This is a genomic window from Kitasatospora sp. NPDC058184, assembly GCF_042883725.1.
Classification (GTDB): Bacteria; Actinomycetota; Actinomycetes; order Streptomycetales; family Streptomycetaceae; genus Kitasatospora.
The window spans coordinates 107,159-127,147 of sequence record NZ_JBHVVE010000022.1 but is presented as its reverse complement, the minus strand read 5'-3'; the positions used below and the strand labels follow the sequence as shown (position 1 = coordinate 127,147).

Below are 19,989 nucleotides of genomic sequence, written 5' to 3'. Positions count from 1 at the left end.
GGGGCCGCCTGCGTGCAACACTGGTCTAGACAACATGGCCGTTTCCCCCCGCTCACCGAGCACGGCCGTGACCAGCTTCACCGGAAAGGCACGTCTCATGGCTGAGCGCCGCGTCACCATCGGTTGGGCCGAGGGCCTGCACGCCCGTCCCGCCTCCGTCTTCGTCCGGGCCGTCACGGCCACCGGCGTGCCGATCACCATCGCCAAGCCGGGCGGCAACCCGGTCAACGCCGCCTCCATGCTCGGCCTCCTCGGCCTGGGCGCCCAGGGCGGCGACGAGGTCATCCTCGCCTCCGACGCCGAGAACGCCGACGACGCGCTCGACCGCCTCGCCAAGCTCGTCTCCGAGGGCCTCGACGAGCTCCCCGCCGCGGCCTGAGCCTCGCAGCACGCACCCGATCGGGGTGCCGCCGGATTCCGGCGGCACCCCGATCGGCTTTCCGGCCGCCGTGCTCCGGCCGGCCTGGTCAGCCCTTGACGCAGACGACCTGCTTGAGGTGCGCGACCACCTCGACGAGGTCCTTCTGCTGCTCGATGACCTTCTCGATGTTCTTGTAGGCGCCCGGGATCTCGTCCACCACGCCGCCGTCCTTGCGGCACTCCACGCCCTTGGTCTGCTCGACCAGGTCCTGGGTGGTGAACCGCTTCTTCGCGGCGTTGCGGCTCATCTTGCGGCCGGCGCCGTGCGAGGCCGAGTTGAACGACGACGCGTTGCCCAGGCCGCGGACGATGTAGGAACCTGTCCCCATCGAGCCGGGGATGATCCCGAGATCGCCGGAGCCGGCCCGGATCGCGCCCTTGCGGGTCACCAGCAGGTCGACGCCGTCGTACCGCTCCTCCGACACGTAGTTGTGGTGGCAGCTGATGACCTCGTCGAAGGTCACCCCGGCCTTGGTGAACTCCCGACGGACGACGTCCTGGAAGAGCGCCATCATCAGCGCGCGGTTGAGCTTCGCGTACTCCTGGGCCCAGAACAGGTCCTGCCGGTAGGCACCCATCTCCGGGGTCTTCGCGAGGAAGACGGCCAGGTCCTGGTCGATCAGGCCCTGGTTGTGCGGCAGCGAGCGGGCGACGCCCATGTGGTGCTCGGCCAGCTCCTTGCCGATGTTGCGCGATCCGGAGTGCAGCATCAGCCAGACCGCGTCAGTCGTATCAACGCACAGTTCTATGAAGTGATTTCCTCCGCCGAGCGTCGCCATCTGCTGCATCGCCCGCTCGCGCCGCCACTTGACGTCCTCCGCGATGCCGTCGAAGCGCTGCCAGAAGTCGTCCCAGCCCGCCGTGCGGAAGCCGTGCAGCTTGGACGGGTCCACCGGGTCGGTGTGCAGGCCGCGGCCGACCGGGATGGCCCGCTCGATCTCGCGGCGCAGGCCGGAGAGGTCGTCCGGGAGGTCCTCGGCGGTGAGCGAGGTCTTCACCGCGCTCATCCCGCAGCCGATGTCGACGCCGACGGCCGCCGGGCAGACCGCGTCCTTCATGGCGATGACGGAGCCGACCGTCGCGCCCTTGCCCAGGTGGACGTCGGGCATCACGGCGAGGCCGTGCAGCCAGGGCAGGGAGCTGATGTTGCGCAGCTGCTGGAGGGCCTGGCCCTCGACGGTGGCCGGGTCGGTCCACATCCGGATCGGGACGCGGACGCCGGGTACCTCGGTGTACGACATGGGTGAACGACCTCCAGGGGTCGGGTGGTTCGGGGAAGGTGGTGCCGCGCGAGGAATCCCGGCGCGGCTCGGGGAAGTTCAGGGGGGTGGGGCTCAGGCGCCCGGGGCGACGGTGCAGGGGGAATACGGCCTCGGGGAGCGTCGTATGGCTTGCTCGACCCGCATGGTGACCGCCTCCCTTCCTTCGTCGCAGTTCGCACGTGCTGTGCGTCGGGGAACATCTATCCACGGAACGGGCGCGGCCCGCAACGGATTTAAAAACGCGTCCGGCCCGGCGGAGCGGATGCTCCACCGGGCCGGAGGGTGTTCCGGGAGGGGCCGTCAGCTGACGACGGTGACCTCGCCGATGCCGAGCGCCCGCACGTCGTCGGCGATCACGGCGGCGTCGCCGACCAGGACGGTGACCAGGCGGTCCGGCGGGAAGGCCGCGACGACCGCCTCGGTGGCGGCGGCGGTGGGCAGTTCGGCGAGCTGCCGGTAGACCTCGGCCTGGTAGTCGTCCGGCAGGTACTGCTCGACCTGGTCGGCCAGGGTGCCGGCGACCGAGCCCGCGGTCTCGTACTTCAGCGGGGCGACGCCGACCAGGAACTGCACGGCCTCGTCGCGCTCGGCGTCGGTGAGGCCCTCGGCGGCGAGGGTGCGCAGGATGACCCAGGTGTCGGCCAGCGCGGGGGCGGTGGAGGCGGTGTCCACCGAGCCGCTGATGGCGAGCATGGCGCGCCCGCTGCCGTCCGCGGCCGAGCGCAGCGGCTGGGCGAAGGCGCGCACGCCGTAGGTGTAGCCCTTCTCCTCGCGCAGGACGCGGTCCAGGCGGGAGGTGAGGGTGCCACCGAGGCAGTAGGTGCCGAGGGTCTGGGCGGCCCAGACCGGGTCGTGGCGGTCGGGTCCGATCCGGCCGATGAGCAGCTGGGTCTGGACGGAGCCGGGGCGGTCCACGATGACGACGCGGCCGTGGTCGTCGCCGGTGACCGGGGCGTGGACGGACGGCTCGGCGGCCGTTCCGGTCCAGGTGCCGAGGGTGCTCTCCAGCAGCGCGGGCAGGTCGACGCCGGTGAGGTCGCCGACCACCACGACGGTGCTGGTCGCGGGGCGCACGTGGCCGTCGTAGAAGGCCTTGACGGCGGCGCGGTCGATCGACTTGACGGTGTCGGCGGTGCCGGCGCGGGGCCGGGAGAGCCGGTCGGCGGCGTCGAAGAGCTCGGCGTACAGGGCCTTGGCGGCGCGCCGGGCGGGGTTGGCCTGCTCGTGGACGATCTCGTCCAGGCGGTTGGCGACCAGCCGCTCGATCTCCGCCTCGGGCAGGGCCGGGGCGCGCAGGGCGTCGGCGAGCAGGGACAGGCCGCGCTGGAGCCGGGAGGCGGGGACCTCCAGGGAGATCCGGATGCACGGGTGGTCGGCGTGCGTGTCGAGGGTGGCGCCGGCGCGCTCCAGCTCGGCGGCGTACTCCTCGGCGCTGAGGGTGTCGGTGCCCTCGCTGAAGGCGCGGGCGAGGATGCCGGCGACGCCGTCGAGGCCCTCGGGCTCGGCGGCGAGCGGTACGTCGAGCAGGACCTCGACGGCGACCAGCTGCTGGCCGGGCCGGTGGCAGTGCAGGACGGTGATGCCGTTGCCGAGGGCGGCCCGCTCGGGGGCGGGGAAGTCCCAGGGGCTGGGCGTGCCCGGCCGGGGCTGCGGGTGGAAGGTCATGGCGGGGACGTAGTCGGTGCTCATACGGCGGCACCCTCCTCTTCGGAAGCGGCGTCGGAGTCGGCGTCGGTCTCGGCGGCGGCGGTCGGCTCGTAGGCGAGGACGGCCCGGTTGTCGGGGTGGAGCCGGGCCTTGGCGATGGCCTGGACCTCCTCGGCGGTGACGTCGAGGACCTTGGGGAGGGCGTCGTTGAGCAGCTCCGGGTCGCCGAACAGGACGGCGTAGCGGCACAGTTCGTCGGCCCGGCCGGCGACGGTGGTGAGCCGGTCGAGCCACTCGCGCTCGATCTGGGCCTGGGCGCGTTCGAGCTCCTCGGCGGTGGGGCCCTCGGCGGCGAAGCGGGCGAGCTCCTCGTCGACGGCGGTGCCGATCTGCTCGATGGTGGCGTCGCCGGAGGTCTTGACGTCGAGCCAGCCGAGGCTGGGGGCGCCGGCCAGCCGCAGCAGGCCGAAGCCGGCGGCGACGGCGGTGCGGTCGCGGCGGACCAGCCGGTTGTAGAGGCGGCTGGACTCGCCGCTGCCGAGGATGGTGAGGGCGAGGTCGGCGGCGTCGGCCTCGCGGGTGCCGTCGTGCGGGAGGCGGTAGGCGGCCATCAGGGCGCGGGAGGGGACGTCCTCGTGGACGTCCTCGCGGATCTCGCGGCCGATCGTCTCGGGGAGCTCGCCCGAGCGCGGGGGCTGCTTGCCGTCGTGCGCGGGGATGGAGCCGAAGTACTTCTCGACCCAGGCGACGGTCTGCTCGGGGTCGATGTCGCCGACGATCGAGAGGACCGCGTTGTTGGGCGCGTAGTACGTCCGGAAGAACGTGCGGGCGTCCTCCAGGGTGGCCGCGTCGAGGTCGGCCATGGAGCCGATCGGGGTGTGGTGGTACGGGTGGCCGTCGGGGAAGGAGAGCGCGGTGAGCTTCTCGAAGGCGGTGCCGTACGGGACGTTGTCGTAGCGCTGGCGGCGCTCGTTCTTGACGACGTCGCGCTGGTTCTCCATGGACGTCTCGTCGAGCGCGGCGAGCAGCGAGCCCATCCGGTCGGCCTCCAGCCAGAGCGCGAGCTCCAGCTGGTGGGCGGGCATGGTCTCGAAGTAGTTGGTGCGCTCGAAGCTGGTGGTGCCGTTGAGCGAGCCGCCGGCGCCCTGGACGAGCTCGAAGTGCCCGTTGTTGGTGACGTTGGCCGAGCCCTGGAACATCAGGTGCTCGAAGAGGTGGGCGAGGCCGGTGCGGCCCTTGACCTCGTGCCGGGAGCCCACGTCGTACCAGAGGCAGACGGCGGCGACCGGGGTCAGGTGGTCCTCGGAGAGGACTACGCGCAGGCCGTTGGCCAGGCGGTGCTCGGTGATGGCGATGCCTCGGCTGGAGGCGGGGGCCGGGTTGGCCATGCGCTCGGGTCCTTCCCGTCGTCGATGTCGGGGGTTCGTGTGGCGTCCCCCATTGTGGTGCAACGTGCGGGAGCCGTGTTCGTGTCCGCGCGGACGGGGCCGTTCGCCAGGGGCGGAAGAGGGCCGCTGACCGGGAGTGTCGGCCCGAGGGTCCACAATGGGGGCGCCGCGCCCTGTCGACGGCGCCCGGTTGACGGGTCCGGCGGCGGGACGGTGCGGAGACGAGCGACGACCGCCCCCCGGCGTTCGGCGACCGACCGAGACACAGCCAGCGACACGTAAGGGAGCCCCGCCGCGATGGCCCGCCGCAGTTCGCAGACCCCGCCGCCCGGAGACTTCGAGGAGCGGATCCTCGACGTCGACGTCGTGGACGAGATGCAGGGCTCCTTCCTGGAGTACGCCTACTCGGTGATCTACTCGCGTGCACTGCCCGACGCGCGGGACGGCCTGAAGCCGGTGCACCGCCGGATCCTGTACCAGGCCAACGAGATGGGCCTGCGCCCGGAGCGCGCGCACGTGAAGTGCGCCCGCGTGGTGGGCGAGGTGATGGGCCGGCTGCACCCGCACGGCGACCAGTCGATCTACGACTCGGTGGTGCGCATGGCGCAGCCGTTCTCGATGCGGCTGCCGCTGATCGACGGGCACGGCAACTTCGGTTCGCTGGGCAACGACGACCCGCCGGCCGCGATGCGCTACACCGAGTCGCGGCTGACGGCCGCCTCGATGGCGATGGTGGAGTCGATCCACGAGGACACCGTCGACTTCGGCCCCAACTACGACGGCAGCGAGCAGGAGCCGCTGGCGCTGCCGGCTGCGTTCCCCAACCTGCTGGTGAACGGCGCGACGGGCATCGCGGTCGGCATGGCGACGAACATGCCGCCGCACAACCTGTCCGAGGTGGTGGCCGCGGCCCGGCACCTGATCAAGCACCCGAACGCGGACCTGGACACGCTGATGCGGTTCGTGCCCGGTCCTGACCTGCCGACCGGCGGGCGGATCGTGGGCCTGTCGGGCATCCGGGACGCGTACGAGTCGGGCCGCGGCACGTTCAAGATCCGGGCGACGACGACGGTGGAGGCGGTGACGGCCCGCCGCAAGGGCATCGTGGTCACCGAGCTGCCGTACAACGTCGGCCCGGAGAAGGTCATCTCGAAGATCAAGGACCTGGTCAACGCGAAGAAGCTCCAGGGCATCGCGGACGTCAAGGACCTGACCGACCGCGAGCACGGGCTGCGGCTGGTCATCGAGGTGAAGAACGGCTTCGTGCCGGAGGCGCTGCTGGAGCAGCTGTACAAGCTGACGCCGCTGGAGGAGACCTTCGGCATCAACAACGTGGCGCTGGTGGACGGGCAGCCGCTGACGCTGGGGCTCAAGGAGCTGCTGGAGGTCTACGTCGACCACCGCTTCACCGTGGTGCGCCGGCGCAGCGACTTCCGCCGCCGCAAGCGCGAGGAGCGGCTGCACCTGGTCGAGGGCCTGCTGGTGGCGCTGCTCGACATCGACGAGGTCATCGCGATCATCCGGTCGAGTGACAACGCCCAGCAGGCGAAGGAACGCCTGATGGAGCACTTCTCGCTGTCGGAGACGCAGACCGCGTACATCCTGGACACCCCGCTGCGGCGGCTGACCCGCTTCGACCGGGTCGAGCTGGAGCAGGAGAAGGAGAAGCTGACCTCCGAGATCGCGGACCTGACCGAGATCCTGGAGTCGGACACCAAGCTGCGCAGCGTGGTGTCGTCCGAACTGGGCGCGGTGTCCAAGCAGTTCGGCACCGAGCGGCGCACGGTGCTGCTGGAGGCGGGGGCGGTGCCCTCGGCCGCGCTGGCCGTGCCGCTGGAGGTCGCGGACGACCCGTGCCGGGTGCTGCTGTCGTCGACGGGCCTGCTGGCGCGGACGGCGGACGGCGAGCCGTTCGAGGAGTCGGAGAAGCGGGCGAAGCACGACGTGATCGTCTCGGCGGTGCACGCGACGGCCCGGGCGGACGTCGGCGTGGTCACGTCCGCGGGCCGGGTGCTGCGACTGCCGGTGATCGACCTCCCGGCGCTGCCGCCGACACCGTCGCCGACGCTGGCGGGCGGGGCCGCGGTGGGCGAGTTCCTGCGGCTGGAGGACGGGGAGCGGGCGCTGGCGCTGACCACCCTGGACGAGTCCTCGCCGGGGCTGGCGCTGGGCACGCTGCAGGGCGTGGTGAAGCGGGTGGTGCCGGAGTGGCCGGCGAACAAGGACGAGTTCGAGGTGATCGCCCTCAAGGAGGGCGACGAGCTGGTGGGCGCGGTCGAACTGCGCACCGGCGAGGAGGACCTGGTCTTCATCGCCTCCGACGCCCAGCTGCTGCGCTACCCCGCGGGCCAGGTGCGTCCGCAGGGCCGCCCGGCGGGCGGCATGGCGGGCATCAAGCTGTCGGACGGCACGCGGGTGCTGTCCTTCACAGCGGTGGACCCGGCGGCGGACGCGGTGGTGGTCTCGGTGGCCACGGCCACGGGCACGCTCTCCGACGGCGAGCAGACCAGCTGGAAGGTCACCCCGTTCGAGCAGTACCCGCGCAAGGGCCGCGCCACCGGCGGCGTGCGCTGCCAGCGCTTCCTGCGCGGCGAGGACGCCCTGGCCTTCGCCTGGGCCGGTGCCGCCCCGGCCCGCGCCGCCACCGCCAAGGGCGCCCCGGTCGACCTGCCCGAGCGCGACCCGCGCCGCGACGGCTCCGGCACCCCGGTCACCACCCCGATCGCGGTGGTCGCCGGCCCGGCGTAACGGCTCCCGCCCGAGCGGAGGGGCACCGGACATCGTCCGGTGCCCCTCCGCTTTTTCGTACCCGCCCGGCCGGGGATACGGAACGGTGATCACCATTTCCCGGCCATGGCCTGAACTTTGCCCTCCCATGGGTTAGGTTCACCGAACAGGTGTGCTCGACACCTCGTCACCGGCCTTGGGGGGCACGGCAGTTGGCTGAAGAATTCAAGATCGACATGGGCCGGATGAGCACGGTGTCCAAACAACTCGACGAATGCGGCACCCGCATGGGGGCGGTCGCCAAGAGCCTCGAGAACCTCGGCAAGGGAAAGCAGTTGGGCACCGCACGGCTCGACGCGGCGTGCAAGGGCTTCGAGGACCACTGGCACGGCGGCATCGGCCGGATGGCCAAGCTCGCCCACGGCCTGCGCGAGGGCCTGGACGCGACGCTCAAGAACTACGGGGAGAACGAGCAGGGCACGGCCAAGGGATTCGGCGCGACCTGAGCCGACCAACAGGGGGACTGACTTTCCACCATGAGTGACAAGAACTGGCCGGGCCTCGGCTTCTGCCCGGCCCCGGGGGACCTTCCGGCCATCGCCAAGATGTACGCGGACGTCGACGCCGTCGCCCGCGAACTGGAGGAACTGCGCCACACCCTCGCCGACCTCGGCTCCGACGGCAGCGCCTGGCAGGGCGAGGCGGCCCGCAACTTCGCGGGAAAACTGGGCGAACTGCCCAAGTACCTCACCCAGGGCCACGATTCGATGGCCGCCTGCTCCCGGGCCCTCAAGGCCTGGCACACCCAGCTCACCGGCCTGCTCGCCAACGGCCGGACGATGGAGGCCCAGGCCGTCGAACTGCGCTCCCGGCTGGGTGACATGAACGTCCAGTGCGACGCCGCGGGCAAGGCCCTCGACGCCTCCGCGCAGTCCACCGACGCGGCGGCCCAGTCGAAGGCCAAGGCCGACTTCGAGGCCAAACTCCAGGCCCAGCAGCAGCTCGCGCACCAGCTCGACGAAGTGGTCGCGAACGGCCACAAGCAGCTCGCCGACCACAAGAACAAGGCCGAGGCGGCCGCCAAGGCGATCATGGAGGCGTCCCGGCACCACCCGCCGGACCCGAGCTTCTTCAAGCGGATGCTGGACAAGGTGGAGCACGCCTGGCAGAAGTCGCTGGACTTCCTCGCCGAGCACGCGGACGACTTGTCCAAGATCTCAGCCGTGCTGGCGATCGCCGCACTGGCGGTCCCCGTGGCGGGCCCACTGCTGGGCGCCGCGGCCATGCTGACCAGCGCGGCCGCGATGGCCGGGCACGGCATCGCCAAGTCCCGGGGCCAGGACGTCTCCTGGCTGAAGATCGGACTGGACGGACTCGGGGTGATCCCGGGTGTCGGCGCCATCAAGGGCTTCGCCACCGCCGGGAAGTCGATCACGAAGGTCCAGGGCGTCGGTGTCGTCAACAAGGTGATCCGGGCCCCGATCCGGAACGTCAGGACCTCGGTGGCGGCCGAGGGGGCCGGCGCCGCCGAACGCACCTCGGCCGCCGGCGCGGGCCTGTTCGAGAAGACCATGAACCCGATATCGACCAAGCTCATCGTCGGCGGGCTCAAGAAGGCGGGCGTCGCAGTGGACCCCCGCACGGTCACGATCACGAACAAGGCGAACGGGCTCGCCTACGGTTTCTACCAGGACGGCGAGAAGGAGAAGGCCCGGGCATCCCACGTCGAGGCCCCGGGACCGCTTCCGAAGCCCGCGTACCGACCGGCGTCCGCTCCGTTCCTGAACGCCGTCGGCTGAGAGGACAGGCGCATGGTCAAGGACCTCTACGTGACCCTTCCCGTCTCGGGCGGGCAGCTCGTTTCCGTGCCCGAGGTAGCCGAAGCGGCACGGCGGGCCGAGGCACTCTACGGTGTCACTCTGCTGAACGACGATGTGGCCCGCAATGTGGTGATCAGACACATGCGGCTACGGAATCGGCTGGACTCCTTCGACGAACTGGCGCTGCTGCTCATCATCATGGGCGTAGCAGCTTCCTGGATCACCGGCAATTGGGCAGCAGTGATCCTTGGGGTTCCGGCCGGAATCGCACTCTGGATATGGGGCGCGAACCGCGGATCGGCAAAGACTGAAGCTTCCGTACATTTCACCGCGTACATCGGGCTGCTGAACCAGGCCAGGCGCGCGGGGCTGACGATCCAGATTCCCGCCGAGTGGGGAGCCGATACCGAGCAGGCGTCATGGGACGCAGACGCCCGGCCCGCTCCGCAAGCGCAACCACCGGCCGCATACCCCACCGGTCCGGGCCCGTACGCCCCCGTGCCCCCGCCGTCCGTCGCTGCGCAGCCCGGCTCGTGGTGGCCGCCCGACGCGGTGATCGACCCCGCGTTCCCGGTGCTGCCGCCCGCCGCGCTCGCACAGCACTGGCCGCTGGCCACCCGGGCCCGTGAACTCGGTGCCCCGCACGGCCTCGACTTCCTGGACGAACAGGCGGTCCGGGGCCTGCTCACCGCGCAGCGGCGCACCGTCCGCCGGAGACTGGTGTGGACCAATGTCTCCGCCCTGGTCTTCTGCCTGGCCGTGCTGGTCGGCTTCCTCGGCTCGGACTTCAGCTATTCCGAGCAGCGCCGGCAGTCCATCCTCGTCATCGGCGGCCTGGCGGCCTTCTGCGCGCTCACCGCCCTCCCCGCGCTGAGGGCGCACTGGACCTGGCACCGCTCCGGTCTTCGCGACCGTGCCGCCGCCTACCTCGACCTGCTCGTCGAAGCCCGCGCGTACGGCGTCCCGGTCCCCGTCCCGCCGTCCTGGCTGGATGTCCGCAACCGGATCCGCAAGCCGTCATGACCTCCCAGGAAGGCTCGATGCCCGACATACCGACGGCCTACCGTCCCGCCGAGGACGCGCGGCTCCAGATCCGCTTCGTCGTCCCGCCCGCCTTCCACGAGGTCCCGGTGCTCGGCACCGACGACCAGGTGGCCGAGGAGCTGTGGGAGCTGGTCTGCGAGGTGCTGGCCTCCCAGCCCGAGGAGGTGCGGGTGCGCTGGGCCGTGGCACTGGCCGGGCTGATCCCGTCGATGGCCGAGGCCGGGGTGATCCACGCCGGGATGTGCCTGGTGGACGTGGACGGCCGACCGAGCACCGCGTCGATCACGGCCACGGTCTGCCCGCTGGTCGGCACCGACTACCCCGGCGCGGTGGACTTCCTGCTCACCCGGCTGGCCCTGTCCCGTCCGGAGGCGGAGGTGACGGCGGTCGAGCTGCCGGCCGGGCGGGCCGTCGCGGTGATCGACGCGGTGGCGACCGCGGTGGACGACGGGTCGACCCCGCTCGACGGCTTGGCGGTCCCGCTCGTCGACGGGGTGCTGACCACCTCGGTGATCCAGGTGCACCTGCCGCTGCCGAACGAGTCGCAGCTGCTCTCGCTGGAGCTGAGTACCCCGTGCCCGGAGGACTGGGTGCTGTACTCGGAGCTGTTCGCGGACGTCGTCCGCAGCATCCACCTGGAGTTCGCCGACCTCCCGACCGTCTCCGAGCCGATGTACGACACGGTGGACGAGGAGGTCGCGCAGCGGGTGAAGGCCGCCTTCGGGTGATCGAGTGAGGGTGATCAGCTGAGGGTAGCCTTGCCGGCGTGAGCACTTGTGCGACCGTGTCGCGTGAACTTTCGGAGCCGCTGGCCGCGACGGCGGCGGTGGCGAGCACCTGGCTGCTGGTGGAGCAGAACGGGCCGTGGGGCGCGAAGGCGCTGGGCGAGAGCCATCTGGACGCGGCGGTGGGGCGGGCGCTGGAGGCGGCCGCGGCCGGGACGGGCGTGCGGGTGGCGCTGATCCGGCGGCCCGGGCGGCACGCCGACTGCCTGCCGACCCCGCGCCACGAGGTGCTCGTGGCGCACACGGTGCCGGGCCGCGACTGGGTGCGCCGGGCGGCGGTGGCGGATCCGGCGGAGCTGCTGGGCCTGGACTTCGCGGCGCTGGGCGCCGGGGACCACACCGGCTTCGGTGCGGAGCACGTCGGCGGCCCGGTGGCCCTGGTGTGCACCAACGGGCGGCGGGACCGCTGCTGCGCGCTGCTGGGCCGTCCGCTCGCGGCGGAGCTGGCGGCGGCCGGGCACAGCGAGGTGTGGGAGGTCACCCACCTGGGCGGGCACCGCTTCTCCCCCACGATGCTGGTGCTGCCGTACGGCTACGCGTACGGGCGGCTGACGCCGGAGACCGCCAAGGAGGTGCTGGCGGCGACGGCGGCCGGGCACACGGTGCCGGAGTGGTCGCGCGGCTGTTCGGGCTGGGAGCGTCCGGGCCAGGCGGCCGAGCACGCGGTGCGGCTGGCGACCGGCGAGACCGGGGTGGACGCGTTGACGCTCGTCCAGCGGCCGGACGGTGAGCGACGCTGGCTGGTGACGGTGCTGCACCGGGACGGCCGGTCCTGGGAGGTGGACGTGATCGAGACGGTGAGCGAGCCGGCGCGGCCGGAGAGCTGCGGCAAGGCGGCGGGGACGCCGTCGCGGATGGACGTGCTGTCCGTACGAGGGCTCTGACGCACAGCGGCCCCGCGCCCGTGGGGGTGAGCGCGGGACCGCTGTCGGCGGCGGGGTTCAGCCGGCGGCCTTGGCGACGAACTCCGTGGTGTAGGTCTTCGCCAGGTCGATCGACCCCTCCTTGCCCTTCACGTCCGGGTGGAACGCGGCGAGCACCGAGAGCACCGTCTTCGGCCCGTCGGCCGGCATCACGCCGTCCGTGGTGAACATCGGCAGCGTCGCCTTGATCGCCGCCGCGTACTGCTCGGCGCCGCCCTGGGCGTAGTCGGCGGGCATCTTCGCGGCGATCTCCTCGGGGCTGTGGGTGGACATCCACGTGAGGGTCTTCACGAAGGCGTTGGCGAGCTTCTGGGTGGTGTCCTTGTTCTTCTCCACCCAGTCGGTGTTCATGTACAGCGACGAGGACGGGTAGAGCCCGCCGAGCGCCTCGCGCGAGCCCTCGGGGGTGCGCATGTCGTAGAGGACCTTGCCGAGGCCCTTGTCCAGGACGGCGGCGACGGTCGGGTCGGTGGTCATCCCGGCGTCGATGCTGCCCTGCTGGAGCGCGGCGATGAAGGTCTGGCCGGCGCCGACCGCGATCGGGCTGAACTCGCTGACGGCGGTGCCGTTCTTGACCGCGAGGTACTTGGTGAGGAAGTCGGTCGAGGAGCCGAGGCTGGTGACGCCGAGCTTCTTCCCCTTGAAGTCGGCGCCGGACCTGATCGCGTCGGCCTGCTTGGTGGAGACCACCTCGACCTCGCCGGGCGCCTGGGCGAACTGCACCACGGACTCGACCTTCTTGCCCTTGGCCTGGAGGTCGATGGTGTGGTCGTAGAAGCCGACGGCGCCCTGGACGTCCCCGGCGAGCAGCGCGGTGGTGGCGTTGACGCCGGCCGGTTCGGTCATCAGCTCGACGTTGACGCCGGCCTCGGCGAAGTAGCCGAGCCGCTGGGTGAGCATCGCGGGCAGGTAGATGACCTTGTCCAGGCCACCGACCATGATCTTGACCTTGGGCCCGTCGACCTGCTGCCCGGCGGGGGCGGCGACCGCGCCGTGTCCGGCGGTGGCGGCGTCGTTGGCGCAGGCGGAGAGCGGGAGGAGCAGGAGGGCGGCGAGGGCGGCGGCAGCCGTTCTGCGCATGGGTGGGGGCCTCTCTTCGTACGGGCGGGGGAGGTTCAGCGGCCGTCGCCCGCGTCGGCGGGCTTCCAGCGGAACAGCTTCTTCTCGGCGAAGGTCAGCAGCCCCTCGGTGAGCAGCGCGACGACGGCGAGGATGGTCATGGCCGCGTACACGCCGGCCGCGTTGAAGGTGCCCTGGGCGGCCGCGACGAGCAGGCCGAGGCCCTTGGTGGCGCCGATGTACTCGCCGACGATGGCGCCGATCAGCGCGAAGCCGAAGCTGACGTGCAGGCTGGTGAAGATCCAGGTGGTGGCGGCGGGGATGACCACCTGGAGGGTGACCCTGCGGTTGTCGGCGCCCAGGATGCGGGCGTTGGCGACGAGGTTGCGGTCCACCTCGCGGGCGCCCTGGAAGGCGTTGAAGAACACCGGGAAGAACACCAGCACCACCGCGGAGGCGACCTTGGAGGCCGGGCCGAGGCCGAACCAGATCAGGAAGATCGGCGCGAGCACGATCCGCGGGATCGCGTTGAGCACCTTGATGTACGGCCCGAACACGTCGGCCAGGAAGCGGATCCGGCCGAGCGCGATGCCCAGCAGCACGCCGCCGATGACGCCGATCACCCAGCCGGCGAGGGCCTCGTACAGGGTGTAGCCGATCTGCTCGCCGAGCGAGCCCTGCGCGGTGCCGTGGGTGACCCACTGCCAGATCTGGTCCCAGATCCTCGACGGCTGGGAGAAGTTGAACGGGTCGATGACGTCGGTGCGGGCGCAGACCTCCCAGAGCCCGAGGAAGGCGAGCAGCACCGCGACCCGGGCGCCGTAGACGACCAACCGGCGGTTGCGGGCGGCCCGTTCGCGGGCCTCGGTCCTCGTCGTGACGGCCGGGGGCTTCCCGGCGCCGGCCGGCACGGCTCCCGGCGCGGCTCCCGACACGGACTCGGGCACGGAATCGGACGCGGTCTCAAGCGGCACGACCCGCTCCTCTCTCCCGGGTGATGCGCACCTCTTCGCCGAGCGAGGCCCAGATCTCGCGGTACAGCTCGACGAACCTCGGTTCCAGCCGGACGGCCTCCACGGTGCGCGGGCGCGGCAGGTCGACGGTGAAGACCTCCTTGACGGTGGCCGGTCCGGCCGTCATGACGACGACCCGGTCGGCGAGCGCGATGGCCTCGTCCAGGTCGTGGGTGACGAAGACGACCGACGAGCCGGTACCGGCCCACAGCTCCAGCAGCTGGTCCGACATCAGGGCCCGGGTCTGCACGTCCAGGGCCGAGAACGGCTCGTCCATCAGCAGGATCGCCGGGTCGTTGACGAAGGTCTGGGCGAGCGCGACGCGCTTGCGCATGCCGCCGGACAGCTGGTGCGGGTAGCGGTCCTCGAAGGCGGCCAGGCCGACCCGGCCGAGCCAGTCCCGGGCCCGTTCCCTGGCCTCGGCGGCGGGCACGCCGCGGAAGCGCGGGCCGGCCATCACGTTGGACAGGACGGTGCGCCAGGGGAAGACGGCGTCCTGCTGGAAGACGAACCCGACCTTGGGGTCGATCCCGCGCACGGGCTCGCCGTACACCCGGACCTCGCCCTCGGTGGGCTCCTCCAGGCCGCTGACCAGGGTCAGCGTGGTGGACTTGCCGCAGCCGGTGGGGCCGACGACGGCGACGAACTCGCCCTGGGCGACGGTCAGATCGAGATCGCGGACGGCGGTGTGCAACGCCCCCGAGGGGGTGCGGAAGCGTTTGGTCGCGCCGGTCAGCTCGATCGCCGGGGTCTCGGTCATGCATTCCTCCCGGTTCTGTGCTTGCCCCGGAAAGGTAGGAGCGGGCCCGGCCCCGGCGGGAGCCTTCTTCGCGTAGTGCGACTTCTCCGCATAGAGGGGTGTTCTGCTCGTTTTGCTTGCGCTACAACTGCGGGGACGCGGCTGACAGAAACAGCGCGGAAACATAGGGTGTCCCGACCCACCCCACCGGAGGCGCCCCCACCCCGCCCCCGCTCCCATCCCCGCTCCCGGACATCCGATTCCCCCGCAGCCGCCGAGAGGAGGCCCGGATGAAGCTCGCCCGCCGGCCCCGCCGGGTCTTCGCCCAACTGCTGCTGAGCCAGACCGTCGTCACCGTCGGTGTCACCGCCGTGACCGCCGGGCTGTTCCTGGCCCCGGTCAGCAGCGAGCTGGACCACGACGCGATGCAGCGGGCGCTGTCGATCGCCCAGGCCACCGCCACCGACGAGAACATCGCCCGGGCCGCCGCCGGCCGCGACGTGGTGGCCGCGCAGCGCAACGCCGAGCAGATCCGGCTGGCCACCGGCGCCAGCTTCGTCGTGGTCACCGACCTGGACGGCATCCGGCTCTCGCACACCGACCCGGGCCGGATCGGCCAGCGGGTCAGCACCGACCCGGAGCCCGCCCTCAGCGGCCGCAGCGTCACCGCCATCCAGCAGGGCACCCTGGGCCGCACCGCCCGGGGCAAGGTGCCGCTGCGGATGGCGGACGGCCGGATCGTCGGCGAGGTCTCGGTCGGCATCAGCGACGACTCGATCCGCCGCCGGCTGCTGAAGATGCTCACCGGGATCCTGCTGTGCGCGGCCGCCGGCCTCGCCGCCGGGACGCTCGCCACCCTCCTCCTGGCCCGCCGCCTCAAGCGCCGCACCCACAACATCGCGCTGGCCGACATCTCCGCGCTGCTGGTGGAGCGGGAGGCGATGCTGCACGGCATCCGCGAGGGCATGGTGGCGCTGGACGAGCACGGCCGGATCCGGCTGGCCAACGACGAGGCGTTCCGGCTGCTCGGCCTGCCCGAGGACTGCGCCGGCCGCCCGATCGGCGCGGTGCTGCCGCCGGGCCGGCTGGCGGACGTGCTCGCCGGGCGGATCGCCGGCGCCGACCTGCCGGCCGTCCGGGACGACCGGGTGCTGGTGGTCAACCGGACGGCCACGCCCGAGGGCGGCGCCGTGGTGACCCTGCGGGACCGCACCGAGCTGGAGTCGCTGGTCCGCGAGCTGGACACCACCCGCAGCCTGACCGAGGCGCTGCGGGCCCAGGACCACGAACACGCCAACCGGATGCACACCCTGCTGGGCCTGCTGGAACTGGGCCGCCACGAACAGGCGGTGGCGTTCATCTCGGAGCAGTCCGGCTCGCACGCGGTGGTCGCGGCCCGGATCGCCGAGCAGGTGCAGGACCCGCACGTGGCGGCGCTGCTGGCGGGCAAGAGCGCGGTGGCGGGCGAGCGCGGGGTGCGGCTGGCGCTGGCCCCGGCGGCGCACCTGCCGGACGCCGTGGTGGACGCCCGGGCGCTGGTGACGGTGCTCGGCAACCTGATCGACAACGCGGTGGACGCGCTGGCCGCGGGCGGCGGGGGCCGGGTGGAGGTGAGCCTGGCGGCGGCCGGCCCGACGCTGCTGCTGCAGGTCGCGGACAGCGGCCCGGGCGTGCCGGAGGAGCTGCGCGAGCAGGTCTTCGAAGAGGGGTGGAGCAGCAAGGACGCGCCCGCGCACCGTCCGCGCGGGCTGGGGCTGGCGATGGTGCGGCGGCTGGTCGAACGGACCGGCGGCCGGATCGTGCTCGACACCGGGCCGCTCGGCGGCGCCCGGTTCACCGTCGAGCTGCCCGAGGCCCTGCTCACCACCCAGCTCGTGGAGGCGTGATGATCGACGTACTCGTGGTGGACGACGACTTCCGGGTCGCGGACGTGCACGCCGCCTACGTGGCCAAGGTCCCCGGCTTCCGGGTGACCGGCACCGCGCACTCGGCCGGGGAGGCACTGGCCGCCCTGGAGCGCCGACCGGTGGACCTGCTGCTGCTCGACCACCACCTGCCGGACGAGACCGGCCTGGCCCTGGTGCGCCGGCTGCGGGAACGCCAGGTGGCCTGCGACGTGATGATGGTGACGGCCGCCCGGGACGTGTCGACGGTGCACGCCGCGATGCAGCACGGCGCGCTCCAGTACCTGGTCAAGCCGTTCACCTTCGCCGGGCTGCGGGAGAAGCTGGTGGCGTACGCGCAGCTGCGGCACGCGCTCGCCGCGCCGGCCCGGGAGGCCGGCCAGGACGAGGTGGACCGGCTGTTCGCGACCCTGCGCAGCGCCGCCGCCCCGGCCGGGCCGCTTCCCAAGGGCCACTCGGCGCCCACCACCGACCTGGTGATGGGCGTCCTGCGCCGGGCCGGCCGGCCGCTCTCCGCCCAGGAGGTCGCCGATGCCACCGGGCTGAGCCGCTCCACCGCGCAGCGCTACCTCAAGCAGCTGGAGCGGGACAGCCGGCTGCGGCTGACCCTGCGGTACGGCGACACCGGCCGCCCGGAGCACCGCTACGGCCTGGTGGCCCGGGCGTAGCCGTTCCGGTCGGGGCCGATGACCGCCGGACCGGGCCCGGACAGGGGGGAACCCCGGCGGCCCCAGGCCCGCCGGGGTTCCCCGGGCGCGACGGCTCAGGCCGCGCCCGCACCGGTGAGAGCACGTACCTCCAGCTCGGCGAACCGGTCCGGGTCGGCGGGCTCGGACGAGGTGACCGTCCCGAGCCACCCGGCGAGGAAGCCGAGCGGGATGGAGACGAGGCCCGGGTTCTCCAGCGGGAACCAGTGGAAGTCGAGGCCGGGGAAGAGCGCCTCGTGGGAGCCGGACACCACCGGTGAGAAGAACACCAGCACGATCGCCGGGACCAGCCCGCCGTACACCGCCCAGACCGCGCCGCGGGCGGTGAACCGCGACCAGAACAGGCTGTACAGCAGCACCGGCAGGTTCGACGAGGCCGCGACGGCGAAGGCCAGGCCGACCAGGAAGGCGACGTTCAGCTGCTGGGCGAAGAGGCTGATCACGATCGCCGTCGCACCGATCCCGGCGGCGGCGAACCGGGCGACCACCACCTCCTGCTGCTCGCTGATCCCGGACACCGACTCCTCCGACCGGGAGGCCGGGACGGTCTCGCCCCGACGACGACGGCCGCGACCGTTCTTCGCCTGCTCGCGGGCGGGCCGGGCGCGCCAGGCGCCGGCCCAGACGTCGTGGGCGAAGGCCGCCGAGGAGGCCAGGGTGAGCCCGGCGACCACGGCGAGGATGGTGGCGAAGGCGATCGCCGAGATCAGGGCGAACAGCACCACCCCGCCGGTGCTGCCGTTGCCGCCGCCGAGCACCAGGGCGAGCAGCGGAACGGCGGTGTTCCCGGCCGAGTTGGCGTGCCGCACCTCGGCCGAGCCGATCAGCGCGGTGGCGCCGAGGCCGAGCACGATGGCCATCAGGTAGAAGCTGCCGACCAGGCCGATCGCCCACATCGTGGAGCGGCGGGCGGCCCGCGCGGTGGGCACGGTGTAGAAGCGGGACAGGATGTGCGGCAGGCCCGCGGTGCCGAGCACCAGGGCGAGGCCGAGGCTGACGAAGTCCAGCCGGCTGGTGAGGCTGCCGCCGTACTTGAGCCCGGGCTCCAGGTAGCGGTGCCCGGCACCGCTGTGGTCGGCGGCCTGGCGCATCAGCTCGCCGAGGTCCCCGTGGAAGCGGACCACCAGCAGCACCGTCAGCAGCACCGAACCGCCGGTCAGCAGGAAGGCCTTGATGATCTGGATCCAGGTGGTGGCCCGCATCCCGCCGATGGTGACGTAGACGATCATCAGGGCGCCGACCGCGATGATGGTCCAGGTGCGGGCGTGCGGGCTGCCGGTGCCGAGCAGCAGGGCGACCAGCGAACCGGCGCCGACCATCTGGGCCACCAGGTAGAGCAGGGTGACCACGACGCTGGCGCCGCCGGCCGCGGCGCGCACCTTGCGGCGGCGCAGCCGCAGCGCGAGCACGTCGGCGAGGGTGTACCGGCCGGCGTTGCGGACGAGTTCGGCGACCAGCATCAGCACGACCAGCCAGGCGACCAGGAAGCCGATGCTGTAGAGCACGCCGTCGTAGCCGTAGAGCGCGATCAGCCCGGCGACGCCCAGGAAGGAGGCCGCGGACAGGTAGTCGCCGGAGAGCGCGAAGCCGTTCTGCAGCGGGGTGAAGTCGCGGCCGCCGGCGAAGAAGTCCTCGGCGGCGTTGCCCTGGCGGCCGACCCAGAGGGTGACCCCCAGGGTGACCAGGACGACGACGGCGAACAGCGCGATGGCGAGCGAGTGGTGGTCGCCGGTGGGGGCGACCGGGGGCGGGGTGGCGGTCGACACCACGGTCCGCGCGGCGGTCCTCACGGCGGCCACGGCCGCGTCGGTGGGCACGGTGGCCATCAGGGTCGTCATCGCAGCTGGTCCTGGGTGTCCCAGCGCAGACCCAGGGCGGCGCGGTCGCGCTTGGTCCGGGCGTTACGGGCGTAGAGCCAGGCGAGCAGGAAGGTCGAGGCGAACTGCAGAAGTCCCAGCAGCCAGGCCACGTTGAGCGGGCCGGCCACCGCGCGGCGCATCAGGTCGGGGGCACCGGCCTGGGCGGCGACGTACAGCAGGTACCAGGCGAGGAAGCCGCCGGTGATGGGGAAGACGAAGGTCCGGTAGCTGCGGCGGATCTGCCGGAAGGCCGCGCTGGCCTGGACCTCCCGGTAGACCTCGGTCCGGTCGGCGACCGGTTCCTCGTCCCGTGGCGCGAGGGACCCGAGGGGTGCGTGCGGTGCGGCCGGGGCCGCTTGGTCGACGGGGGTGCTCTGGGCGAACGGCTCGACGGCGGGCCCGTGGATCGGTGCGCCGACGGCCACAGGCTCGCCGACTGCCTCTGCCGACCGGTCCGGACGGGTGTGCTCCGTACGGATGGGGCCCGACTGCGCCGGTACCGCCGACCGGCGGTGCGCAGCCGATGGCTCGGCGGGCTCAACGGGGGTGCCGGCGGCCGGAGCGGCCCACCAGTCGAATCGCTGCCCCTGGCCGGGGCTGCTCGTCTGCTGCTGTGGCACTGATGCTCCTGGACGGCCGGATGTTCTGACCCGAACCATGATGGCGGCCCTAGGACAACGCCTCTGACCATC

General features: G+C 72.4%; 17 protein-coding genes. 9 read left to right on the top strand and 8 right to left on the bottom strand.

The window, feature by feature from the left end:
• Positions 1-97 precede the first annotated feature (97 nt).
• Positions 98-379 carry an HPr family phosphocarrier protein gene (locus ACFVXH_RS32365; protein ID WP_049653316.1) on the top strand — a complete coding sequence of 94 codons (282 nt, stop codon included), beginning with the start codon at positions 98-100 and terminating at the stop codon, positions 377-379.
• Between the two features lie 88 nt (positions 380-467).
• Here the strand turns inward: ACFVXH_RS32365 and ACFVXH_RS32360 are convergent, their stop codons facing one another.
• The 3 genes from ACFVXH_RS32360 to ACFVXH_RS32350 all read right to left on the bottom strand — a co-directional run bounded on the left by ACFVXH_RS32360 (position 468) and on the right by ACFVXH_RS32350 (position 4,717).
• The gene (locus tag ACFVXH_RS32360; protein WP_387829453.1) at positions 468-1,661 is read right to left on the bottom strand and encodes an RtcB family protein; all 1,194 of its coding nucleotides are present in this window, start codon (positions 1,659-1,661) and stop codon (positions 468-470) included.
• Positions 1,662-1,982: 321 nt separating this feature from the next.
• Positions 1,983-3,347: a pitrilysin family protein gene (locus tag ACFVXH_RS32355; RefSeq protein WP_074005706.1), complete on the bottom strand. Its 1,365-nt coding sequence runs from the start codon at positions 3,345-3,347 to the stop codon at positions 1,983-1,985.
• 20 nt (positions 3,348-3,367) lie between these two features.
• Positions 3,368-4,717, bottom strand: coding sequence for a pitrilysin family protein (locus ACFVXH_RS32350; protein ID WP_074005661.1), 1,350 nt, complete (start codon positions 4,715-4,717; stop codon positions 3,368-3,370).
• Positions 4,718-5,014: 297 nt separating this feature from the next.
• On the opposite strand from ACFVXH_RS32350, the gene ACFVXH_RS32345 reads away from it, so the two are divergent.
• The 6 genes from ACFVXH_RS32345 to ACFVXH_RS32320 all read left to right on the top strand — a co-directional run bounded on the left by ACFVXH_RS32345 (position 5,015) and on the right by ACFVXH_RS32320 (position 11,977).
• Positions 5,015-7,465 carry a DNA topoisomerase (ATP-hydrolyzing) subunit A gene (locus ACFVXH_RS32345; protein WP_074005662.1) on the top strand — a complete coding sequence of 817 codons (2,451 nt, stop codon included), beginning with the start codon at positions 5,015-5,017 and terminating at the stop codon, positions 7,463-7,465.
• 191 nt (positions 7,466-7,656) lie between these two features.
• Positions 7,657-7,950 carry a hypothetical protein gene (locus ACFVXH_RS32340; protein WP_387829451.1) on the top strand — a complete coding sequence of 98 codons (294 nt, stop codon included), beginning with the start codon at positions 7,657-7,659 and terminating at the stop codon, positions 7,948-7,950.
• Positions 7,951-7,980: 30 nt separating this feature from the next.
• Positions 7,981-9,243: a WXG100 family type VII secretion target gene (locus ACFVXH_RS32335; protein WP_387829449.1), complete on the top strand. Its 1,263-nt coding sequence runs from the start codon at positions 7,981-7,983 to the stop codon at positions 9,241-9,243.
• A gap of 12 nt (positions 9,244-9,255) precedes the next feature.
• A complete protein-coding gene (locus ACFVXH_RS32330; protein WP_387829447.1) occupies positions 9,256-10,287 on the top strand; it encodes a hypothetical protein in 1,032 nt (343 codons plus the stop codon).
• Positions 10,288-10,304: 17 nt separating this feature from the next.
• Complete coding sequence (locus tag ACFVXH_RS32325; RefSeq protein ID WP_049650778.1) at positions 10,305-11,036, top strand: hypothetical protein; 732 nt, start codon at positions 10,305-10,307, stop codon at positions 11,034-11,036.
• A gap of 38 nt (positions 11,037-11,074) precedes the next feature.
• A complete protein-coding gene (locus ACFVXH_RS32320) occupies positions 11,075-11,977 on the top strand; it encodes a sucrase ferredoxin (RefSeq protein ID WP_049650779.1) in 903 nt (300 codons plus the stop codon).
• A 57-nt stretch (positions 11,978-12,034) separates the two neighbouring features.
• Here the strand turns inward: ACFVXH_RS32320 and ACFVXH_RS32315 are convergent, their stop codons facing one another.
• From ACFVXH_RS32315 to ACFVXH_RS32305, 3 genes are read right to left on the bottom strand one after another with little or no spacing between them, the layout of a single operon-like run.
• Positions 12,035-13,096 carry an ABC transporter substrate-binding protein gene (locus ACFVXH_RS32315; RefSeq protein WP_375876177.1) on the bottom strand — a complete coding sequence of 354 codons (1,062 nt, stop codon included), beginning with the start codon at positions 13,094-13,096 and terminating at the stop codon, positions 12,035-12,037.
• A gap of 35 nt (positions 13,097-13,131) precedes the next feature.
• Positions 13,132-14,049, bottom strand: coding sequence for an ABC transporter permease (locus ACFVXH_RS32310; protein WP_387829444.1), 918 nt, complete (start codon positions 14,047-14,049; stop codon positions 13,132-13,134).
• Complete coding sequence (locus ACFVXH_RS32305) at positions 14,039-14,848, bottom strand: ABC transporter ATP-binding protein (protein ID WP_049650781.1); 810 nt, start codon at positions 14,846-14,848, stop codon at positions 14,039-14,041. The genes ACFVXH_RS32310 and ACFVXH_RS32305 overlap by 11 nt, the downstream gene beginning before the upstream one ends.
• 269 nt (positions 14,849-15,117) lie before the next feature.
• Between ACFVXH_RS32305 and ACFVXH_RS32300 the strand changes: the two genes are divergently transcribed.
• Both ACFVXH_RS32300 and ACFVXH_RS32295 read left to right on the top strand, forming a co-directional pair.
• On the top strand, positions 15,118-16,713 hold the full coding sequence (locus tag ACFVXH_RS32300; protein ID WP_375876179.1) for an ATP-binding protein: 1,596 nt from the start codon (positions 15,118-15,120) through the stop codon (positions 16,711-16,713).
• A complete protein-coding gene (locus ACFVXH_RS32295) occupies positions 16,713-17,399 on the top strand; it encodes a response regulator (RefSeq protein WP_387829441.1) in 687 nt (228 codons plus the stop codon). The genes ACFVXH_RS32300 and ACFVXH_RS32295 overlap by 1 nt, the downstream gene beginning before the upstream one ends.
• Positions 17,400-17,494: 95 nt before the next feature.
• Here ACFVXH_RS32295 and ACFVXH_RS32290 read toward each other — a convergent pair whose 3' ends face one another.
• The gene (locus ACFVXH_RS32290; RefSeq protein WP_234348313.1) at positions 17,495-19,276 is read right to left on the bottom strand and encodes a cation acetate symporter; all 1,782 of its coding nucleotides are present in this window, start codon (positions 19,274-19,276) and stop codon (positions 17,495-17,497) included.
• Positions 19,273-19,722, bottom strand: coding sequence for a DUF485 domain-containing protein (locus ACFVXH_RS32285; RefSeq protein WP_181970691.1), 450 nt, complete (start codon positions 19,720-19,722; stop codon positions 19,273-19,275). Before ACFVXH_RS32285 ends, ACFVXH_RS32290 begins: the two co-directional genes overlap by 4 nt.
• Positions 19,723-19,989: the final 267 nt, after the last annotated feature.